The 20697-nt window shown below is 53.2% G+C and carries 22 protein-coding genes; 8 read left to right on the top strand and 14 right to left on the bottom strand.

What is annotated here, in order from left to right; translation table 11 throughout:
* Position 1: 1 nt before the first annotated feature.
* The 3 genes from K5L82_RS01895 to apbC form a co-directional block, all read right to left on the bottom strand.
* Positions 2 to 601, bottom strand: coding sequence for a YjaG family protein (locus tag K5L82_RS01895; RefSeq protein WP_133005197.1), 600 nt, complete (start codon positions 599 to 601; stop codon positions 2 to 4).
* Positions 598 to 1164, bottom strand: a complete 567-nt coding sequence (gene dcd, locus K5L82_RS01900; RefSeq protein WP_133005196.1) for a dCTP deaminase — start codon at positions 1162 to 1164, stop codon at positions 598 to 600. Before dcd ends, K5L82_RS01895 begins: the two co-directional genes overlap by 4 nt.
* 302 nt (positions 1165 to 1466) lie before the next feature.
* Positions 1467 to 2567: an iron-sulfur cluster carrier protein ApbC gene (gene apbC, locus K5L82_RS01905; protein ID WP_223132959.1), complete on the bottom strand. Its 1101-nt coding sequence runs from the start codon at positions 2565 to 2567 to the stop codon at positions 1467 to 1469.
* Between the two features lie 178 nt (positions 2568 to 2745).
* Here apbC and metG point away from each other — a divergent pair, with 178 nt between their 5' ends.
* Genes metG through nth form a run of 8 tightly spaced genes read left to right on the top strand, consistent with a single transcriptional unit; the run spans position 2746 to position 10955 of the window.
* Complete coding sequence (gene metG, locus K5L82_RS01910; protein ID WP_223132960.1) at positions 2746 to 4779, top strand: methionine--tRNA ligase; 2034 nt, start codon at positions 2746 to 2748, stop codon at positions 4777 to 4779.
* A 25-nt stretch (positions 4780 to 4804) separates the two neighbouring features.
* Positions 4805 to 5386: an electron transport complex subunit RsxA gene (gene rsxA, locus K5L82_RS01915; RefSeq protein ID WP_114335715.1), complete on the top strand. Its 582-nt coding sequence runs from the start codon at positions 4805 to 4807 to the stop codon at positions 5384 to 5386.
* 12 nt (positions 5387 to 5398) lie between these two features.
* On the top strand, positions 5399 to 5971 hold the full coding sequence (gene rsxB, locus K5L82_RS01920; RefSeq protein ID WP_133005193.1) for an electron transport complex subunit RsxB: 573 nt from the start codon (positions 5399 to 5401) through the stop codon (positions 5969 to 5971).
* A complete protein-coding gene (rsxC, locus tag K5L82_RS01925) occupies positions 5971 to 7788 on the top strand; it encodes an electron transport complex subunit RsxC (RefSeq protein ID WP_223132961.1) in 1818 nt (605 codons plus the stop codon). Before rsxB ends, rsxC begins: the two co-directional genes overlap by 1 nt.
* A gap of 21 nt (positions 7789 to 7809) precedes the next feature.
* Positions 7810 to 8868, top strand: a complete 1059-nt coding sequence (rsxD, locus tag K5L82_RS01930) for an electron transport complex subunit RsxD (protein WP_223132962.1) — start codon at positions 7810 to 7812, stop codon at positions 8866 to 8868.
* Complete coding sequence (gene rsxG / locus K5L82_RS01935) at positions 8865 to 9566, top strand: electron transport complex subunit RsxG (protein WP_223132963.1); 702 nt, start codon at positions 8865 to 8867, stop codon at positions 9564 to 9566. The genes rsxD and rsxG overlap by 4 nt, the downstream gene beginning before the upstream one ends.
* A gap of 2 nt (positions 9567 to 9568) precedes the next feature.
* Positions 9569 to 10285 (top strand): electron transport complex subunit E, encoded by a 717-nt coding sequence (locus K5L82_RS01940; RefSeq protein WP_223132964.1) that lies wholly within the window; start codon positions 9569 to 9571, stop codon positions 10283 to 10285.
* A 31-nt stretch (positions 10286 to 10316) separates the two neighbouring features.
* The gene (nth, locus tag K5L82_RS01945; RefSeq protein WP_223132965.1) at positions 10317 to 10955 is read left to right on the top strand and encodes an endonuclease III; all 639 of its coding nucleotides are present in this window, start codon (positions 10317 to 10319) and stop codon (positions 10953 to 10955) included.
* A gap of 78 nt (positions 10956 to 11033) precedes the next feature.
* Here the strand turns inward: nth and K5L82_RS01950 are convergent, their stop codons facing one another.
* From K5L82_RS01950 to eno, 11 genes are all read right to left on the bottom strand, one after another.
* Positions 11034 to 11609 (bottom strand): chalcone isomerase family protein, encoded by a 576-nt coding sequence (locus K5L82_RS01950; RefSeq protein WP_223132966.1) that lies wholly within the window; start codon positions 11607 to 11609, stop codon positions 11034 to 11036.
* A gap of 189 nt (positions 11610 to 11798) precedes the next feature.
* Entirely contained in the window at positions 11799 to 12794 is a 996-nt protein-coding gene (gene rpoS / locus K5L82_RS01955; RefSeq protein WP_133005186.1) for an RNA polymerase sigma factor RpoS, read from the bottom strand.
* A 171-nt stretch (positions 12795 to 12965) separates the two neighbouring features.
* The gene (locus K5L82_RS01960; RefSeq protein WP_207924364.1) at positions 12966 to 13748 is read right to left on the bottom strand and encodes a peptidoglycan DD-metalloendopeptidase family protein; all 783 of its coding nucleotides are present in this window, start codon (positions 13746 to 13748) and stop codon (positions 12966 to 12968) included.
* Between the two features lie 293 nt (positions 13749 to 14041).
* A complete protein-coding gene (locus K5L82_RS01965; RefSeq protein ID WP_262492462.1) occupies positions 14042 to 15001 on the bottom strand; it encodes a DUF368 domain-containing protein in 960 nt (319 codons plus the stop codon).
* Positions 15001 to 15657 carry a protein-L-isoaspartate(D-aspartate) O-methyltransferase gene (locus K5L82_RS01970; protein ID WP_223132967.1) on the bottom strand — a complete coding sequence of 219 codons (657 nt, stop codon included), beginning with the start codon at positions 15655 to 15657 and terminating at the stop codon, positions 15001 to 15003. The genes K5L82_RS01965 and K5L82_RS01970 overlap by 1 nt, the downstream gene beginning before the upstream one ends.
* Positions 15654 to 16424, bottom strand: coding sequence for a 5'/3'-nucleotidase SurE (gene surE, locus K5L82_RS01975; protein WP_223132968.1), 771 nt, complete (start codon positions 16422 to 16424; stop codon positions 15654 to 15656). The genes K5L82_RS01970 and surE overlap by 4 nt, the downstream gene beginning before the upstream one ends.
* A gap of 24 nt (positions 16425 to 16448) precedes the next feature.
* A complete protein-coding gene (gene truD, locus K5L82_RS01980) occupies positions 16449 to 17507 on the bottom strand; it encodes a tRNA pseudouridine(13) synthase TruD (RefSeq protein WP_133005183.1) in 1059 nt (352 codons plus the stop codon).
* A complete protein-coding gene (ispF, locus tag K5L82_RS01985) occupies positions 17504 to 17983 on the bottom strand; it encodes a 2-C-methyl-D-erythritol 2,4-cyclodiphosphate synthase (RefSeq protein ID WP_133005182.1) in 480 nt (159 codons plus the stop codon). Before ispF ends, truD begins: the two co-directional genes overlap by 4 nt.
* Positions 17984 to 18026: 43 nt before the next feature.
* Complete coding sequence (gene ispD, locus K5L82_RS01990; RefSeq protein ID WP_223132969.1) at positions 18027 to 18728, bottom strand: 2-C-methyl-D-erythritol 4-phosphate cytidylyltransferase; 702 nt, start codon at positions 18726 to 18728, stop codon at positions 18027 to 18029.
* Between the two features lie 151 nt (positions 18729 to 18879).
* Positions 18880 to 19152: a septum formation initiator family protein gene (locus K5L82_RS01995; RefSeq protein WP_114335729.1), complete on the bottom strand. Its 273-nt coding sequence runs from the start codon at positions 19150 to 19152 to the stop codon at positions 18880 to 18882.
* Between the two features lie 196 nt (positions 19153 to 19348).
* On the bottom strand, positions 19349 to 20644 hold the full coding sequence (gene eno / locus K5L82_RS02000) for a phosphopyruvate hydratase (RefSeq protein ID WP_223132970.1): 1296 nt from the start codon (positions 20642 to 20644) through the stop codon (positions 19349 to 19351).
* Positions 20645 to 20697 lie beyond the last annotated feature (53 nt).

Below are 20697 nucleotides of genomic sequence, written 5' to 3' on the forward strand. Positions count from 1 at the left end.
ATCAGGTATCGAGCGAGATACCCAGATTGCTGACACCTTCGTTCGACGCGTCGTTTCGCAACTCTTCAATGAAGTCTTCACTGGGCACGCGCTGGCGCTTCAGAGCAAGCACTGTGTCGCGCTGGAAGATTTTGTCTTCTTTGAGCACGGGATGCTGTTCGAACAATCGGATAAGTTCGTCGTCGTCCATCCCCTCACCTTCCGACATTTCAACGAAGTCCATGACGGTTTTGGTGGCCAATTGCGAAGCGTCGGTTGCCCGGTGCTTGTTCGGGTTCAGGCGATTCAGCAGGGCTTGCTCAAGCAACTGACAGAAATCGAAAGCCGGGTACACACCATAGGCATCGAATTCATCGACGTTCGGGCTTAGAGTTTCGAGTTTGCTAAGCAATTGTGGGATCGCAGCTTCAGAGGTGTCCAGCTGCAAGGTTCCCCAAGCAAGATCTAGCAGTTGGCGCATTTTGCCACCGCTTTTCATGCCTACTGCGTCTGCGAACAGAGCGTAGTTGGGGAAGGCGCGCTCGGCAAGGGCCAATAGGTAGGCGCATTCGCGCCAGCCCTGCAGTTGTGAAACGGCTTTCAAAAACTGGTTGGCGTTCATGTCCGCGGCAGGGTCACGCCTGTCTGGCCAAGGTATTTTCCGCCACGGTCTTTGTAGCTGGTTTCGCACATTTCATCGGATTCGAAGAACAGCATCTGGGCGACGCCTTCGTTGGCGTAAATTTTCGCTGGCAGGTTGGTGGTGTTGGAAAACTCCAGAGTCACCTGACCCTCCCATTCCGGTTCCAGCGGGGTTACGTTGACGATGATGCCGCAACGGGCGTAGGTGCTTTTGCCGAGGCAGATGGTGAGCACGCTTCTAGGGATGCGGAAGTATTCAACGGTACGCGCCAGTGCGAAGCTGTTCGGCGGTATGATGCAGACGTCGCTGGTGACGTTGACGAAGCTGTTTTCGTCGAAATTCTTCGGGTCTACGGTGGCGCTGTGTACGTTGGTGAAGATTTTGAATTCGTTGCTGCAACGTACGTCGTACCCGTAGCTTGAGGTGCCGTAGGAAATGACGCGGCCTTTTTCGTTTTCACGAACTTGCCCGGCTTCGAAGGGTTCGATCATGCCGTGCTCTTCGGACATCCGGCGGATCCACTTATCGGACTTTATGCTCATGGGGAATTCTCGTTTCCAGCTGGGAAAAATTGGGGCGTAGTTTACCTTGTCCTTGGGGTTGTGTCGAAGGCTTGGGCTTTTATCAGTCACGCTTTTGGATTTGGTGATCTCAGCTGCGAGAGCGGCCTTGTCAAAAGATCTAACTCAGGCGACTGCGGCATCGGGCACGCCTTCCAAAAACCGCTACTAGCACATCCATGTGCGCTTCTCTTCGGCCATCCATGGCCTACGACATTTTTGGAAGGCGTGCCCGATTCCGCGTTCAAACTTTGGTGAAAGCTGTTCCAATAAGCCTCTGGTTTTTATGGCTCAACTACCGAAACACTGGAAATCGTTCCGCCTAGATTCCGCTCCCTAGTGGACAGCTCCGCACCTACCCTCCGAGCAATATCGCGGTAGCGGCGTGCCACTTCAGAATCCGGCTCGGCAACGACGGTTGGCGAACCGCTGTCGGTTTGTTCGCGGATGGTCATGTGCAGGGGCAGCTGGCCCAGCAAGGTGGTGTCGTATTCTTCCGCGATGCGTGCGCCGCCTTCGCAGCCGAACAGGTGTTCTTCGTGGCCGCAGTTGCTGCAGATGTGGACACTCATGTTTTCGATAACACCGATCACCGGGATGTCCACTTTGCGGAACATTTCGATGCCTTTTTTACCGTCCAGCAAGGCGATGTTTTGCGGGGTGGTGACGATGACGGTGCCGGTGACCGGGACTTTTTGGCCGAGGGTCAGCTGGATGTCGCCGGTGCCCGGGGGCATATCAACTACGAGATAGTCGAGCTCATCCCATAAGGTTTGTTGCAGCAGTTGCATGACGGCACCGCTGACCATGGGGCCACGCCAGGCCATGGGGGTCTTGTCGGTGGTGACGAAGGCCATGGAGTTGGCTTGTAAGCCATGGGCCTGCATGGGTACGAAGTATTTGTTTTCGCGCACGTCGGGGCGCTTGCCTTCCGGTACGCCAAGCATCATGCCGATGCTGGGGCCGTAGATGTCGGCATCGAGGATGCCTACCCGGGCACCTTCAGCCTGTAGCGCCAATGCCAGGTTGACGGCGGTGGTAGATTTTCCGACCCCGCCTTTGCCGGAGGCGACGGCGATGATGTTTTTCACGCCAGGGACAGTGGCAATTTCTTTGTTGATTTTGCAGGCGTGGATTTTTTGTGCCACGTGCACTTCGGCGCTTTCTACGCCGTCAACGAACTCAATGGCATTGGCGACGATTTGTTTCAAGCCGCCAGCAATTCCCTTTGAGGGGTATGGCAGTTCGACCATCAAGGTGACATTTCCCTGCTCGTCTGCCGTCAGATTTTTCACCGCGCCCAGTTCATACAGGTCTTTGTTCAAGTACGGGTCACGGTATTCGCGTACGGCGTCTTCGAGTGCCTTTTGGGTGATCTGGGTCATCGGGGTCTCCGGAATATGCTTATCACCCTGAATGCAGGTGAAAATTGATGGCTTGGAAGGTATCATCTGTGGCCGTTTCTGACCATATGGGGTCTTCGTCTGGAACAATCAATTCTGATTGTCTTCAAAACCCTATTTGGCTTTCCATCCCGTATCAACATAAGGTTCGGACATCACCATGACGCAAGCGAGCAATCAACAGCGCGACATTCTGGTTACCAGCGCTCTGCCCTACGCCAACGGGCCCATCCATCTTGGGCACCTGCTGGAATACATTCAGACTGATATCTGGGTGCGCTACCAGAAAATGCGTGGCCACAACTGCTATTACGTTTGCGCCGACGATGCCCACGGTACCGCGATCATGCTGCGTGCCGAGCGTGAAGGTATTACGCCTGAGCAGTTAATTGACCGGATTCGTCAGGAGCATCAGGAAGATTTTTCTGGTTTCCACATCCAGTTCGACAATTATTACTCAACCCATTCGGAAGAAAACCAATATTTCTCCGAATACATCTACCGTCAGATTCAAGCCAACGGCAACATCGCGACTCGCAAGATCAAGCAGTTTTTTGATCCCGAGAAAGAGATGTTTCTGGCAGACCGTTTTATTAAGGGTACCTGCCCGAAATGCAAGACAGACGATCAATACGGCGATAACTGTGAAGCCTGTGGCGCCACTTACACCCCCGCAGAGCTGATCAACCCTCGCTCGGCCGTTTCTGGCGCCACGCCGGTTGAGAAAGAGTCTGAGCATTACTTCTTCAAATTGCCGGAGTTCCACAATTTTCTGAGCAAGTGGACTCGCAGTGGCGCTCTGCAGCCACAGGTGGCCAACAAGCTGGCCGAATGGCTGGATGCAGGGCTGCAGGAATGGGACATCAGCCGTGATGCGCCCTACTTCGGTTTTGAAATTCCGGACGCACCGGGCAAGTTTTTCTATGTCTGGCTGGACGCGCCAATTGGCTACCTCGCCAGTTTCAAAAACCTGTGTAACCGTGAAGGTATCGATTTCGAACACTTCTGGAAGAAAGATTCCACGGCCGAGGTGTATCACTTCATTGGTAAAGACATCATCAACTTCCACGCTTTATTCTGGCCATCGATGCTGCACGATGCCGGTTTCCGCACGCCAACCGCGGTTTGGGCGCACGGTTTTGTCACCGTTAACGGTAAAAAGATGTCGAAGTCTCGTGGCACCTTCATCATGGCTCGCACCTATTTGGATCATTTAAATCCAGAATATTTGCGCTATTACTTCGCCGCCAAGCTTACTGGTGGCGTTGATGATATGGACTTGAACCTTGAAGACTTCGCAGCACGTGTGAATTCTGACCTCGTTGGCAAGGTGGTGAATATCGCCAGCCGCAGCGCCGGTTTCATCACCAAACGCTTCGATGGTCAGCTCGGCCAAGTGACTGAGAAAGAAAAACTGCAAGAATTCATCGACGCTGGCGAACAAATTGCCGATTTTTACGAAACCCGCGAATTTGGCCGTGCGATGCGTCGGATCATGGAGTTGGCCGACATTGCCAACCAGTACGTGAACGACGAACAGCCTTGGATCATTGCCAAACAAGAAGGTCAGGACGATAAACTGCAGGCGATCTGTACCAATGCGATCAACATGTTCCGTCTGCTGATGACCTATCTAACACCGGTATTGCCGGAAACAGCCAAGGCTTCCGCATCGTTCTTGAATGATCGCCTGACCTGGAATGAGCGGGCGAATCTGCTGGAAAATCACGGCATCGACAAGTTCAAACCGCTGATGAGCCGTGTCGATATGGCCCATGTTGAGAAAATGCTGGACGCCTCCAAGGAAGAAATGCCCGCCGCCACCGGCCAGCAGCAGGCGCCCGCGTCTGATCTGGAACCCATCGCGGATGAAATCGAATTCGGCGATTTCGCGAAGGTCGATCTGCGAGTGGTGAAAATCGTCAAGGCCGAGCATGTGGAAGGTGCCGACAAGCTTCTCCGACTGACTCTTGACGTGGGACATGGCGAACGCAACGTGTTTGCGGGTATTAAGTCTGCCTACAAACCGGAAGAACTCGAAGGCCGCCTAACGGTGATGGTTGCAAACCTGAAGCCACGAAAGATGAAGTTTGGCATGTCTGAAGGCATGGTTCTGGCCGCAGGGCCCGGCGGTAAAGACATTTTTATTCTGTCCCCCGATTCCGGCGCGACGCCGGGCATGCGGGTGATGTAAGCAGCAACAGGCAGAGACGCTCCCGATGACAGAGTATTTGCTTATTTTGGTCAGTACGATCTTGGTAAACAACTTCGTGCTGGTTCAGTTCCTCGGGCTATGCCCTTTCATGGGGGTTTCCGGAAAATTGGAAACCGCCATGGGCATGTCGCTGGCAACTACCTTTGTGCTGACGTTGGCGTCTGTTTGCAGTTATCTGGCCTACACCTACTTGTTGGAGCCACTGGATCTGGCGTTTTTGCGCACCATAACCTTCATTCTGGTGATTGCCGTCGTGGTTCAGTTCACCGAGATGGTTGTGCGCAAAACCAGCCCTTTGCTGTATCGGGTTCTCGGTATTTTCTTACCATTGATCACCACTAATTGCGCGGTACTGGGTGTTGCCTTGCTGAACATCAATAAGAACAACAACTTTATTGAGTCTGTTCTTTACGGCTTTGGTGCAGCGGCTGGCTTTTCTATGGTGTTGGTACTGTTTGCAGCGATGCGTGAACGTATTGCTGTATCCGATGTCCCCGTCGTGTTTCGTGGAGCGTCCATCGGTCTGATCACCGCAGGCCTCATGGCACTGGCATTTCTGGGCTTTACTGGCCTGGTTGCGGTTTAAGGAGCACGCATTATGTGGATTAGCTTCCTGATTGCTGTTGCCGTGCTGCTTACTCTGGCGCTGGTGTTTGGCGGACTGCTCGGCTTTGCCTCTGAGCGTTTTAAAGTTGAAGGCAACCCTCTCGTCGATCAGATCGACTCTCTTCTGCCTCAAACTCAATGCGGCCAGTGTGGCTATCCGGGTTGCCGCCCCTATGCCGATGCGATCGCTGACGGCGCTGCCATCAACAAATGCCCCCCGGGCGGTGAAAGTACCATCAAAGCACTGGCAGACCTGCTCGATGTGGAGCCTCAGCCTCTGGATGCCGAACACGGAGCCGAACAAGCCGTTCGCGTTGCCGTGATCCGGGAAGACGAATGCATTGGTTGCACCAAATGCATTCAGGCGTGCCCGGTCGATGCCATTCTCGGCGCAGCCAAACACATGCACACCGTGATCGAAAGCGAATGCACAGGTTGCGACCTGTGCGTTGAACCCTGCCCGGTTGACTGCATTGATATGATCACCGTTGAAGCGGATATACGTACCTGGACACCGCCAGCACCAAGCATCATCGCCACTGACCGCCAGGGAGCCACTGTCTGATGAGCCAGTTGTGGGATTTTTCAGGCGGCATTCATCCGCCTGAAAACAAAATTCAATCGACCCGCCGCCCGATCCGGACGGCGTGCATTCCTGAACGTTTGATCTTGCCTTTACAGCAGCATATTGGCGTACAGGCCGAGGCGATGGTCAGCGAGGGCGACCGGGTTCTTAAGGGACAGAAAATTGGCGATGTAACGGCTGGCATGGGCGTGCCAGTTCACGCACCAACATCTGGCATCATCCAAGCTATTGAACTGCGGCCCGTTCCTCACCCATCAGGCATGTCGGATCTGTGCGTGATCCTGAAGCCGGATGGCAAAGATGAATGGGTAGACCTGTATCCCGTCGAAAACTATCAGAAACACGATCGCGACGAGGTGCTGCAACTGATCCGCGACGCAGGAATATCTGGCATGGGTGGCGCGGGCTTCCCGACCACCATCAAATTAAGACCACCCCGTGATCGTAAAGTCGAAACGCTGATTCTCAATGGTGCGGAATGCGAGCCGTACATTACCGCTGACGACATGACCATGCGTGAGCGCGCTGCCGAAGTGGTATCCGGCATGCAAGTCATGGCTTGGATTCTCCGGCCATCCCGCTGCGTTATTGGTATCGAAGACAACAAGCCGGAAGCGATTGCCGCCCTGCGCGAAGCGATTCAAGGCACCCAAATCGAAGTTTCGGTGATCCCGACCAAGTACCCTTCTGGCGGTGAGAAACAGCTAGTTCAGATTCTGACCGGCCTGGAAGTGCCCAGCGGTGGCATTCCTGCAGACATTGGCGTGATGTGCCAAAACGTGGGCACAGCAGTCGCAGTTTCCCGCGCGATCCTTGAAGGCAAACCGCTGATCTCACGAATCGTGACCATCACCGGTGACGCGGTTCAGGAAGCCGGCAACTTCGACACCCTGCTTGGTACACCGGTCAGAGCGCTGCTATCCGAAGCCGGCCTGCAAACGAATTTACTTAACCGGTTAGTGCAAGGTGGTCCTATGATGGGTTACACACTCACCACCGACTCGGTTCCGATCGTAAAAACATCCAACTGTGTGATCGCGGCTACAGCACAAGAGTTGCAGGCTCCGCCCCCCGAGCAGCCCTGTATTCGCTGTGGCGAATGTGCAGAAGCATGCCCGATGGAATTGTTACCTCAACAGTTGTTCTGGTACTCGAAGGCCGAAGAGTTCGAGAAAGCCGAGCACCTTAACCTGTTCGATTGTATCGAATGCGGTGCCTGTTCATACGTTTGCCCAAGCTCGATTCCCTTGGTGCAGTACTACCGCTTTGCCAAAGGCGAAATTCGGACCCAGCGCGAAGAACAGCTCAAATCTGACAGGGCAAGAGAGCGGTTCGAAGCGCGCCAGGCGCGTCTTGAACGGGAACAACAAGAAAAAGAACAGCGCCGCAAAGAACGCGCAAAGGCGGCTGCCGAAGCGCAGGCGAAAAAGAAGGCCGAAGCCGAACAGGCCGCCGCTGACGGCGAGGTCGTTGACGACCGCTCAGCCAAAGCGGCCTTGGTGCAACAGGCGTTGGAACGCAAAAAGGCCAAAGCAGCACAAACGAAAGCGGAATCCTCAGCCGTTCAGGAACAACCCGACCTCGAAACTCTGGAGAAACAGGTAACCCAAGCCGAAGCCAAGCTGAATACGATGCAAGGGATGCTGAACGAAGCAAAAGCTGAACAAGCCGATAACGTAGACAAGCTGGAGCGTGCGGTTGCCAAAAACCATGACCGCGTCAAGCGTGCAAAAGACGCACTCGCCGAAGCTCGCAAGCATGTCCCGGCTGAACCCGAAACTCCGTCGTCCGAATAACTTATTTCAGGCTGATCGTTCATGGCATTAATCCAACAGTCTTCACCCCACGCCCACAAAGCTCGCCCAACGTCTCGCGTGATGCTTTGGGTCATTCTGGCGGCGCTTCCGGGCTTGCTCGCACAGACGTTATTCTTTGGCTGGGGTAATTTGATCAATGTTATTTGGTGTGTGGCACTTGCCATGTCGACCGAAGCAGCCATTCTCAAGATGCGCAACAAGCCGATTGGCTTTTTCCTCCGTGACAATACCGCAGCGGTAACCGGCTTGTTGCTGGGTTTGTCCCTTCCCCAGCTCGCACCTTGGTGGGTGTCGGGCGTTGCCGTGATTACCGCTATTGTCGTGGCAAAGCAGTTATACGGTGGGCTTGGTTCAAACCCGTTCAACCCAGCCATGGTGGGGTATGCCCTGGTGTTGGTGTCATTTCCGGTGGCCATGACAACAAACTGGGCCCAGCCAGCCACCCTTTGGGCTGGCGCGCCGGGGCTTAGCGAGACACTCTCGACTATTTTTTCCGCCAGCCAAACCGCTATTGATGGCTGGACCATGGCAACACCACTGGATGAGTACAAGCACAAAATAGCCACACACACGGCCGCTGAAGTGCTTCAGCATCCTACCTTTGGTGACCAGGTCGCCCGGGGGTGGGAATGGGTTAACTTAGCCTTTCTCCTCGGCGGATTGATCCTTATCGGCTTGAAAATCATTACCTGGCACGTTCCTGTCGCCTTCCTTGCCGGCGTTGGCATTATGAGCCTCGCGTTTGGCAGCAACGCCGACCAGTACGCCCCTTTACAACTTCATCTATTAGCCGGTGGCACCATGCTCGGTGCATTCTTCATCGCTACGGACCCCGTTTCTGCCGCCACTAGCCATCAAGGCAAGTTGATCTACGGTGCCTGCATCGGCATTCTGATCTATCTGATCCGAACTTGGGGCAACTACCCGGATGCGGTCGCCTTTAGCGTGCTCTTAATGAACTTTGCAGTGCCGTTTATCGATCACTACACACCGCCGCGCACCTATGGCCACCACAAGTCACGCAGAGGCTTGCCCAGTAAGAACGGAGCCAAGTCATGAATGCAATGATGACCTCCATTCGCCGAAGCGCTACCGGCTTGGGACTGTTTGCCGTCATTACAGGTGGGACCATCGCGCTGACCCAAGGCATTACTAAAGACCGGATTATCGAACAAGCTGAACGCGCAGAAGCCAAAGCACTGTTCGAAATCATCCCGGAAAACCAGCACGATAACGACTTACTTAAGGATGTGGTAGCGCTACCATCCAGTGCCCAGCAACCCAATCAGGAACCTGTATTTGTATGGGTCGCCCGGCGCGACGGTCAGCCGGTCGGGATTATCATGCCCACGACGGCTCCGGATGGTTACTCGGGGGATATCCGCTTACTGGTTGGCATTGATATGAATGGCGAAGTTTTGGGCGTTCGGGTCACCAATCACCGGGAAACACCGGGGCTTGGTGACCGGATAGAAACTCGCAAATCAGACTGGGTTTACAACTTCGAAGGGCGCTCCCTCAAAAATCCGCGCCCAAAACTCTGGAACGTCAAAAAGAATGGCGGCGTCTTCGATCAGTTCACCGGTGCCACCATCACGCCCCGGGCTATCGTGAAAGCCGTTCAAAAATCGCTGATCTACTTCCAGAAACACCGACAAGACATTCGGGAGCGCTTGAAGGAAGGCTCACCAGGCGCTCCTAAAACGCAGCGCCCCGAAGTCATTGCGGGTGAATTCAACTCTGCGGAGCATTCGTGATTATGGCCACTAAAACTTCCTCTGAGATCATCAAAGACGGCCTCTGGACCAACAACCCTGCCTTGGTTCAAGTGCTCGGGCTCTGCCCTCTTCTGGCCGTCACCAGCACGGTTGTCAACGCCATCGGCTTGGGCCTTGCAACCTTACTGGTACTGATCGGCTCTAATTTGTCGGTATCTCTGATCCGTAATTTTGTTGGCGAGTCAGTCCGCCTTCCGGCTTTCGTGATGATCATCGCCTCGTTCGTAACCTGCGCCGAATTGCTGATGCAGGCATTCACCTATGAGCTCTACCAGATTCTCGGGATATTCATTCCACTAATTGTCACCAACTGCGCCATCCTTGGCCGCGCGGATGCATTTGCCTCCAAAAACGCCCCGCTGCCCGCTCTGCTTGATGGTGCCATGATGGGGCTAGGTTTCTTGCTAGTATTGATCGTTCTCGGCGGTATGCGGGAATTGCTCGGCCAGGGTACGCTGTTTGCGGACATGCACCTGCTATTAGGGCCCGCGACCGCAAACTGGACCATCCGCCCCTTCGAGCAATACCCTGACATGCTGTTTATGGTCCTGCCTCCGGGCGCATTCGTTGGTTTGGGGCTTCTTATTGCGCTTAAGAATGGCATTGATCAGCGCTTGCAAGAAAAGCGGCTCGCCGCAGCGCCTGAGCAAGCTGAAGCAGGCAGCAAACGGGTTCGCGTAACCGGCAGTATTTCCTAATTTTTGTGCAGGGCTCTATTTCAGGAACATCATGAACAAAGATAAGCGCATCGAAATTTTTACCCGGCTCAGGGACGAAAACCCTAACCCGACAACGGAGCTAAACTACAGCTCCTCCTTTGAGTTGTTGATTGCGGTTATTCTATCGGCACAGGCCACCGATGTTGGCGTGAATAAAGCCACCGACAAACTATACCCAGTGGCCAATACGCCAGAGGCGATTTACGCGCTTGGCGTTGAAGGCTTGAAGGAATATATTAAAACCATCGGCCTGTTTAACAGCAAAGCCGAAAACGTGATTAAGACCTGCAAAATCCTTATCGACAAACACCATAGCGAAGTCCCCGACAATCGTGAAGACCTCGAAGCCCTGCCCGGTGTCGGCCGAAAAACCGCTAATGTGGTTCTGAACACCGCGTTCCGGCAACCCGCGATGGCGGTAGACACCCACATTTTCCGCGTTTCCAACCGCACGGGCATCGCACCAGGTAAAACTGTACTGGAAGTTGAAAACCGATTGCTGCGGTTAATCCCCAAAGAGTTCTTGATGGATGCGCACCACTGGCTCATTCTCCACGGCCGGTACACATGTGTCGCCAGAAAACCAAAATGTGGCGCCTGTTTGATTGAAGATCTCTGTGAATTTAAACAGAAACGAGATTACCAATAAGCGGTGCAGAACCTTATCTCAGGCCAAAAAAAACCGGCAACAGCCGGTTTTCTTTTGCCTTTCTTACCCGAGCTGCACCTAGCTTTTACCAAGCATCTTTGCTTTCAGGTCTTTCTGGGCAGGTTCATCTGACAACCAAATTCCAAACAACGCTTTTTTAAATTCGAAGTCTCCCACGGTGTCTTTCTGCTCTCCATTCTTGAGCACCTGAACACCGCTGTCAGGAACGTATACCAATTCAAAAACATCGCCCTCTTTGATTTCGTCCTTGAATACACCCAAGAACTGATCAACATCGGACTGGATAGAAGACAGATCACCATCGGTTGCGGCTTCGAAGCCAGCCATCGTTGCTTCAGTCATTCGATCACTCGTAATCATGCCTGAAATAATGTGCAAAGAAATGGCCTGCGGCTCGTCAGCGTTTATAACCGTGCTGCCATCGCTGATTTTGTTTTGAACGTATAGACCACCCACATAGAGGTCCATAAAAAATTTCGAACGAGTGCCTGCACCATTCAGCTGAAGCTCCTGGCCCGCTGCGGTGTAGGTATCAGGAATATCAACGCCAGCCACTTCGAGAGCGTGCACGGGGGTTACCAATGCCCCCGCCAGAAGCAAAGAGGCAAATCCTGTTGTAAGAGTCTTCTTCATCGTCCTTTCCTTCAATCATTATTGTCGAACGTGTTTTATCGAGGCCGACACCCGGCCTACAACCGAGTCCACATTCTAGCAATGAAGCTGAACACATCATCGGCACCTGGTTCTCATTTGCTGGTGCCCATAAAGAAAACCGGCCACGTTTCCATGGCCGGCTCTCTATCGCCTTAGATCGAGCGTAACCTATTCGAACAATAGGTTACTAGAAAGACCTTCTTTTTCAAGGATTTCTCGTAAACGGCGCAGGGCTTCCACTTGAATCTGACGAACACGCTCTCGTGTCAAACCGATCTCTTGGCCCACTTCTTCCAAAGTACTGATCGGATAACCACGCAAACCGAAGCGGCGTGACAACACTTCCTGCTGCTTGTCACTCAGCTGGTCGATCCAATTCTCGAGACACGAGCTCATGTTATTGTCTTGCAATACATCAGAGGGGTCCGACGCCCCTTCGTCTGCCACGGTATCCAGAAGCGATTTGTCACTTCCGGCGCCGAGAGGCGTATCCATGGAGGCCACCCGTTCGTTAAGTCCGAGCAGGCGTTTAACGTCTTTGACTGGCTTATCCACTAACTGGGCGATGTCTTCAGCCGTTGGTTCGTGGTCCAGCTTTTGAGTGAGCTCCCGTGCCGCACGCAAATAAAGGTTCAACTCTTTTACTACGTGAATGGGCAAGCGAATCGTTCGGGTCTGGTTCATGATCGCCCGTTCGATTGTCTGGCGAATCCACCAAGTTGCATAGGTCGAAAATCGAAACCCACGCTCCGGGTCAAACTTTTCAACCGCCCTTATAAGACCCAAGTTACCTTCTTCGATCAAATCCAGAAGCGTGAGCCCACGATTAACATAGCGCCGGGCAATTTTAACCACCAACCGCAAGTTACTTTCAATCATGCGCTTGCGACCAGACTCCTCACCCTTGCGAGCCAGGCGTGCGAAGTACACTTCTTCTTCGGGAGTCAGTAGGGGGGAAAAACCAATTTCGTTTAGGTATAGCTGTGTTGCGTCTAGCTGTTTTTGGGAAGCAAGAAACTTCCCGCGGTAAGTAAGGCCATCTTCTTTATCGACTGCCGGTTTGGTAGCTGGCGCTTTGCCGGGCTTACCTTCGGTCAACATCGACTCGTCCAACTCGTCTACTTCTGCTACGCGATCAATGACGTCTTCTTGTGCTAGTGACATGATGCATCCCGCCTCTCAATAATCCTGTGATCGCCCGATACCTCTTTTTATTATCTCGGGCCCATCGATTTTGCTTCAATTCAGGATATTAACGTTTCAGTTGGCAATTTCCGTTGCCGTTTTTCTTGTTTTACTTCTTGGTACATCCCGGCTCCCTTCGGGAACCTTATCCTAACGTCTCGGCAGATATCGGGAGGGGTCCACCGGGTTGCCATTTTTTCGAATTTCAAAATGCAACATCGGCTTGTCCGTTCCGCTACTGCCCAGTTCAGCAATTGCCTGCCCTGCTTTTACTCCCTCTCCTTCTTGCACTAAAATCTTGCGGTTGTGTGCGTAGGCGCTCAAATAGTGTGCGTTGTGGTTTACGATAATGAGGTTACCGTAACCAAGCAACCCGTCCCCGGCATACACCACACTCCCATCTGCTGCTGCTCTAACAGCATCCCCGGGTTGGCCAACAATATCAATGCCTTTGTTGACTTTCCCCGACGTAGAATACGAAGCAATTACAGTGCCAGCATGCGGCCACCGCCACTTGATATTCGCCACGCTCTGGCTATTTTTCGACCTGGAACTCCGAACCGTAGGGGCTTTAGATACCCCCTTTACTGAATCAGCTTTTCTCGGCGAGGTTCTCGATGCCGAAGGTTTCGTGACCGGCTTTCGGCGGCTCTGGGCCGACGAATCGGCCCTGTGCCTAATTGTTCCCTTCCGATCCAGTCTGAGCACCTGCCCCGCTTTTATATTCCAAGGCGGCCTCAAGCCATTGGCATCCCCCAGCTCACGATAATCCCGGCCATAGCGCCAAGCGATGCCATACAAGGTTTCACCGCCTTTCACTACATGACTTCCCCAATAAACTGGTGGGTTATAACGATCGTCGTTATAGATGGCAGCAGTATTACAACCGGAAAGAAAAATCGCAGAAAGGAGAAAGATCAGAATGGTCGGCAGGTAGCTTGTTCTCGAACGGCCACCCCCTGAGCGACCGCCTATTGGGCGGTGCTTTTTGGGGCTCGCTGTATAGTGGCGCCTGATATTAGAAATCACAAATAAGCCAACACCTGATTATAATGCATCCATCTAAGAAACTGGACGTGCTGCACGCACATTCTTATGTTTCAGGACTAACCTTTTAATATATTGCACGTTTCGGCAGTGATTCCAAGTTACTGCTGACTCAGGTTTGTTACCTTCCGGAACACGTTTTTTGTACGCCAAGTAACATTTATCGTTCGACAAGCTACTCAATTCTGGGCACCAGTGCGCCGACGACCCACTATTTCGAGCCCTACAACAAACATCAAGCCCACACAGGCCATCAGCGTTGCCAAGCCCACTAACGGTTCCTGATCGTAAAGCATAGCCCAGGTATCGGGGCTCACAGGCAACTGGGTTAACGGCACCTTCTCCCCGGAACTGTTGGTTCGCCAGCTCAAGGTTTCCTGCCACGGCCAAACCTTCACCAGTGCTCCGATCATAAATCCGGTTAACAAGGCCAACACGGTGTCATGAGCGTGCTTGAAAGCTAAAGTGATGAGCCGAGCTACTGACAACAGGCCGATCAGGCAACCTACCATGAACACAGCCAAATCGCCGATCGCAGCCGTCTTTATGGCCGAAAGGACCGGCGCATACATACCAATAATCAGCAACAGAAAGCTGCCAGAAATACCCGGCAAGATCATGGCACAAATAGCGAGGGCCCCAGCACCGAGAAAGGCTAATGCAGAAGGGTCAACTTCACTGGCAGGCAAAGTGGTTACCCACCAGGCAAAAACCGCCCCCGCGAGCAAAGGAACCAACAACACCGTCGAATAACGCTTTACCTGTTGGCCAACATGCCAAACCGACGCGACAATCAAACCGAAGAAAAAGCTCCAGATTAGAATGGGGTGTTGGTCTAACAGCCAGGTAATAAGCGATGCCAAGCTGGCGATGCTAGTCAGGATACCCGCCAGCAACGAAATCAGAAAAAAGCCATCAATGGCTCGCCAGAAGCCCAAAAAATCGCCACGGACTAGCTGTCGGACAAAAGCGACAGGGGCGGCACTGATGGCCTCCAACAACCGAAAGTAGATGCCTGTGATAAAGGCGATGGTCCCGCCGGAGACACCGGGAACGATATCCGCAGCTCCCATCGCCATGCCTCTAAAAAAAATACCGACCGGATGATGGGTTCGACTATGCTCATTCACATCGGACATCAACGAACCACTCCACCCAAAAGGGGAACAAACTTTACCGGCTCAAGTTCTCGGCGCTCAAAGCTATCGCCCTTGCGGACAATTTCCACTAACAGTTGGTCGTGCTCACCCACTGGCGCAATCAGAACTCCGCCATCGGCAAGTTGATCCAGTAATTCTTTAGGCACATCAGTTGGCGCCGCGGTGACGATAATGCCATCGAAGGGCCCTCGGTCTGGCCACCCCATCCCGCCATCGGCGTGCTTGAGCATAACGTTCCGTATATTCAGTTGACGAAGCCTATCGCGAGCCCGCTCTTGCAAAGGACGAATGCGTTCAACACTGTAGACTTCTTTAAACAGCTGGGAGAGCACCGACGTTTGGTACCCAGACCCCGTGCCTAGCTCTAACACCCTGATCGGTTCGTGAGCCAAAAGCAGTTCTGTCATACGGGCAACGATATAAGGCTGTGATAGCGTTTGGCTATAACCTATCGGCAGCGCCGTGTCTTCATAAGCCCGGTGCGATAATGCCTCGTCGAGAAAAATATGACGGGGAATTTGTCCGATTACTTCCAGTACCCGATCGGATTCAATGCCCGATTCCCGCAACCGTTGAACAAGGCGCATCCGCGTACGCCGGGAAGTCATTCCAATACCTTCGATCTGTGCGTTCATTGATCGACAACCTCGACTCCGTCCAATCCATCCAGCCAGCCCTTGAGTTCAGGAAGCGCTGCGTGACGGGTCATATCAGTATGCACAGGCGTAATCGACACACACTTTTTACTGATCGCATAGAAATCGGTTCCCGGTCCAGCATCGCCACCACGGCCTGCGGCCCCTATCCAGTAACGTTTCTTACCTCTCGGGCAGGTCACCGGAACAACCCCCTCAGCACGCTCACGATGCCCCAAACGGGTGATACAGAAACCGGCGAGCTCCTCCCAAGGCACATCGGGCACATTGACGTTGAGTATGGATCTGGGCCCCAGGGTTAATGTATGAGGATTTTCAAGTAAACAACGAACAACCTGCGCGGCGGTTTCGTAATGAAAACGCCCGTCGTTCACCAAAGAAACGGCAATCGCGGGCAACCCAAGATGGCGCCCTTCAGTGGCTGCTGCGACTGTACCCGAATAGATAATGTCGTCGCCGAGGTTGGCGTGCGTATTAATGCCCGAAACCACACGATCGAAAGGGCGACTGAACAGGCCGTTGACCGCCAGATGAACGCAATCCGTGGGCGTGCCGTCAACAGACTGGAATCCGTTAGGGTGTTTTTCAACAGTCAGCGGACGACTCAAAGTCAAAGAGTTACTGGCGCCACTATGATCCCGGTCCGGCGCAACGACCTCCAGTTCCCCCAAGCCCTGCAGCCCTTCATGCAAAGCCACCAAGCCCGGCGAGTGAACGCCGTCATCGTTAGACAGTAGTATTCGCAAAATGATCTCCAGCTAGCTCGCTTATTACTTATTATCACGGCTGAGGCTCATGTCCTTCAGCTCAAATACGTCACCCAACACAGTCGTTGCGTACTGACCTGGCGGCAGTAAAAAATGAAGCCGCAAAGTATTCTCTTCAATCCATTCCCAGCGCAACTGAACAGCCCGAGTGACCAACGCGCGACGTTCCGGTTTCATACGTGTGCTTGCAAAAAGCTGTTCAAACTCCGGATGCCTCGCAACAACTGCTCGTTCTAATTTCTCTTGCTCTTCGGCAGCTTGGGTACCACCGTCACCCCAAAGTGGGCCCGTTGGTTCGCCGTTTTCAGAAGGCTCTCCATGTAACTGTGCAAACCAGTTACCAGCACTGACTCGTTCCGCCAACACTTCATTAAACAACCAAGAACGTGCCGCCGAAAAGTACAATACGTTTTTCGAGGCACTTCCGCCACCGCCACGGCGCCCGCCGCGTTTTCGGTTTAGACGAGTTGGATCAAGGGTGACCGCTTTATCCAGATTACCGCCAGCGAGGCCAAACCTCTGCGGACCGAAATAATTGGGCGCGCCGCGCTCAGCTAACAGACTTAACGCCGCGTCAATCTGAGCCCGGTTCCCGCTGACTTCCCGCAAGACCACCTCAAAGCCGTTCTGCTCATGCTCACCGCGACGAAGTTTTCGCGCGTGCCGGCGGTGAGCCAAAACCGGCCAGCGCTCAGCGATCGCTGACAGTAAGACAGCATCCTCGGACTCCATGCCCGGGCGGTATAAACTGAACCACTGTACCGTTACGGCGTGACGGTCTTTCAAACCACAAAAGCCCACCTCAAAGGCTTTCGTACCCGCCAAAACAGACAACTCACGGGCAACGTACTCTGTGTTGTCGCCAGTTTTTTCTATCCGAACACACAAATGCTCACCGGCACCTGCTATCTCAGCCTGTAGACCTTCACAATCGGGCCATAGATACTCCGTCACCCGGAAATCCACCGCGCTCACCTTTAGCAACGCGGCGGCAGGCCGACCACCCGAAGAAGTCGGCCAATCAAGACGCCAGCGTGATGAAACTTCCGATGATGAGCTCACAGAGTCACCGGCTCGAGCAAACACACCGCCTGACAGGCTATGCCCTCACCCCGACCGGTGAACCCCAGTTTCTCACTAGTTGTAGCCTTAACGCTCACCCGATTAACTGGCACTCCCAGGTCAGCAGCGATGTTCAAACGCATCGTTTCAACATGAGGCGCCATCTTCGGAGCTTGAGCAATAATCGTTGTATCAATATTGACCACCGAAAATCCCTCATCCTGCACTCTCTGCATCACCGTTCGCAGCAGTTCGCGGCTGTCAGCCCCTGCCCACTCATCACTGGTATCCGGAAACAAATGACCAATATCACCCAATGCCACCGCTCCTAGCAGCGCATCTGCCAACGCGTGCAAAAGAACGTCGCCATCCGAATGGGCTTTTAACCCTTGATTGAAGGGAATCTCAACCCCTCCCAAAATGACAAAATCGCCCTCACAAAAGGCATGGACATCAAAGCCCTGGCCAATACGCATGGTCATCTCCGAATCAAAACAGGAATGTACGGGGAAGCAAACCTTACTGCCGGTTCAGAATAAACTCGGCCAAATCAAGATCCGACGGTACCGTAATCTTCAGATTATCCGCCCGGCCTTCCACCAAAAGAGGCATATTACCGGAAAACTCCATAGCAGAGGACTCATCCGTAACGCCATGACCGTTTTTGAGGCACAATTCCAGCGCTGACTTCAAAGCACCAAAGCGGAACATTTGCGGCGTCAACGCACGCCATAACTGACTGCGATCTACGGTTTCTTGAACCTCTGGCTCCGATCCTTTGCTAGCCAGCTTCAAAGTGTCTGCGACTGGCGTTGCAAGCAGCCCACCTACCGGATGCTCAAACAGCGTATCAATCAAATTGGAAAGGTCGTGAGCATGCAAACACGGTCGCGCGGCATCGTGCACCAACACCCAATCGTTATCATCGGCCTGCTCTTCCAGAGCATGGAGCGCAAAAAGCACCGAGTCGGCCCGCTCCTTACCACCGTTACACGTCTGGATGCGATCATCCTTTGCGCACTCGCTGTCGGACCACCACCTATCCTGTGGGTTTAATGACACCATGCAACCTTTAAACGGTGCGCTATCCAGCAGACGGGACAAGGTTATATCGAGGATAAAGCGGTCAGAGATTTTCAGATACTGCTTGGGACATTCGGCTTTCATGCGCTGGCCGATACCGGCGGCAGGAACCACAAGCCAAAGATCAGAATGTTTCATCGGAAAACCCGCACCATGTTAGAAGAGCGCCGGGGAGTGTCTCTCCGGGAATGTCGTAGGCCATGGATGGCCGGAGAGAAGCGCACATGGAAGTGCTCGTAGCGGTTCCCGAAGAGACACTCCCCGGCGCTCGAAGCACCCAAACTACAACTTACTTTTCGACAACGAGGAAAAACGTCTCATCGTCCCGAATCAAGCCCAGGTTCATGCGGGCCCGCTCTTCCACCGCCCCCTGCTGATTCCGCAGGTTACGAACCTCTGCATAAAGCCGGTCATTCCGAGCCGCCAGCCCGGCATTCTCAGCTTGCTGCTTAGCAATCGCCTCTTCCAGTGCCCAAACTTGCGCAAAGCTACCCTCCCCGACCCACAGGCGAACCTGTAGCAGGAGTATCAGCACAGCAAGAATGGCCCAAAGCGTTTTCATGCAGATTAGCTCAGAAAATAACCAGTTAATTTTATTGCGTCAGAGGGTAAGTATAGACGCTCAGGTAGATTAACAAGAAAATGCCCCAACTTATTGGGCAAAAAGGCCATCGTGTCTGAATTTTCATGCAGAACGCGATGGCCTAAACATTTTGTTACCTGACAATAACCCTGTCAGGTCTACCGCAGTCTAGTGTTTAGCCTTGGCCTTTGATTTCAATCAGGCCACGATAAGGTGCGCTACCTTCCAGATCACCTTCAATGCGCAGCAACTGGTTGTACTTGGCTACACGGTCAGAACGGCACAACGAACCGGTCTTGATTTGGCCAGCGCAAGTCGCTACAGCAAGATCAGCGATAGTGGTGTCTTCGGTTTCACCGGAACGGTGAGAGATAACCGCGGTATAGCCTGCATCCTGAGCCATTTTGATAGCATCCAGAGTTTCAGTCAGGCTGCCGATCTGGTTGAACTTGATCAGGATGGAGTTACCAACGCCTTTCTCGATACCCTGCTTGAGGATTTTGGTGTTGGTTACGAAAAGGTCATCACCAACCAACTGAACTTTGCTGCCCAGCTTGTCTGTCAGCACTTTCCAGCCATCCCAGTCGCTTTCATCCATACCGTCTTCGATAGATACGATTGGGTAACGCTCGCACAACCCAGCCAGATAATCCGCGAAGCCTTCAGAGTCGAAGCTCTTGCCTTCACCAGTCAACTGGTACTGGCCGTCTTTGTAGAATTCTGAAGAAGCACAGTCCAGTGCCAAGGTAACATCTTTACCCAGTTCGTAACCGGCTTGCTCAACGGCTTCTTGGATAGCAGCCAACGCGGCTTCGTTGGATGGCAGGTTTGGCGCAAAACCACCTTCGTCGCCTACTGCTGTATTCAGGCCTTTGGCTTTCAGAACTTTCTTGAGGCTGTGGAAGATTTCCGCCCCTACACGCAGGGCTTCAGCGAAGCTGGTTACAGAGACTGGCTGAACCATGAATTCCTGAATGTCGACGTTGTTGTCGGCGTGCTCACCACCGTTCAAAATGTTCATCATCGGAACAGGCATAGAGAATTTTCCGGACGTGCCGTTCACATCAGCGATGTGCTCATACAGAGGCTTACCCAAGGAGACAGCAGCTGCTTTCGCGGCGGCCAGAGATACGGCCAGAATGGCGTTGGCGCCCAGGTTGGCCTTGTTTTCGGTGCCGTCAAGGTCGATCATGACCTTGTCCAGACCACGCTGGTCTGCAGAATCTTTGCCTACTAGAGCGTCACGAATCTGACCATTGATAGCGTCAACGGCCTTGCGTACACCTTTACCAAGGTAACGGGTTTGGTCGCCGTCACGCAGTTCCAGCGCTTCGCGGGAACCGGTAGAAGCACCAGACGGTGCACAGGCACGGCCCAAGGTTCCGTTTTCCAGAATTACATCGGCTTCAACGGTTGGGTTACCGCGTGAATCCAGAACCTCACGAGCTTTGATGTTGGCAATCTTGGTCATTCGTAAATTTCTCCAGATTTTATCTTCTAAACACTGTACCGGTTATCAATTTC

Source organism: Marinobacter sp. AL4B (assembly GCF_019916045.1).
GTDB lineage: Bacteria > Pseudomonadota > Gammaproteobacteria > Pseudomonadales > Oleiphilaceae > Marinobacter.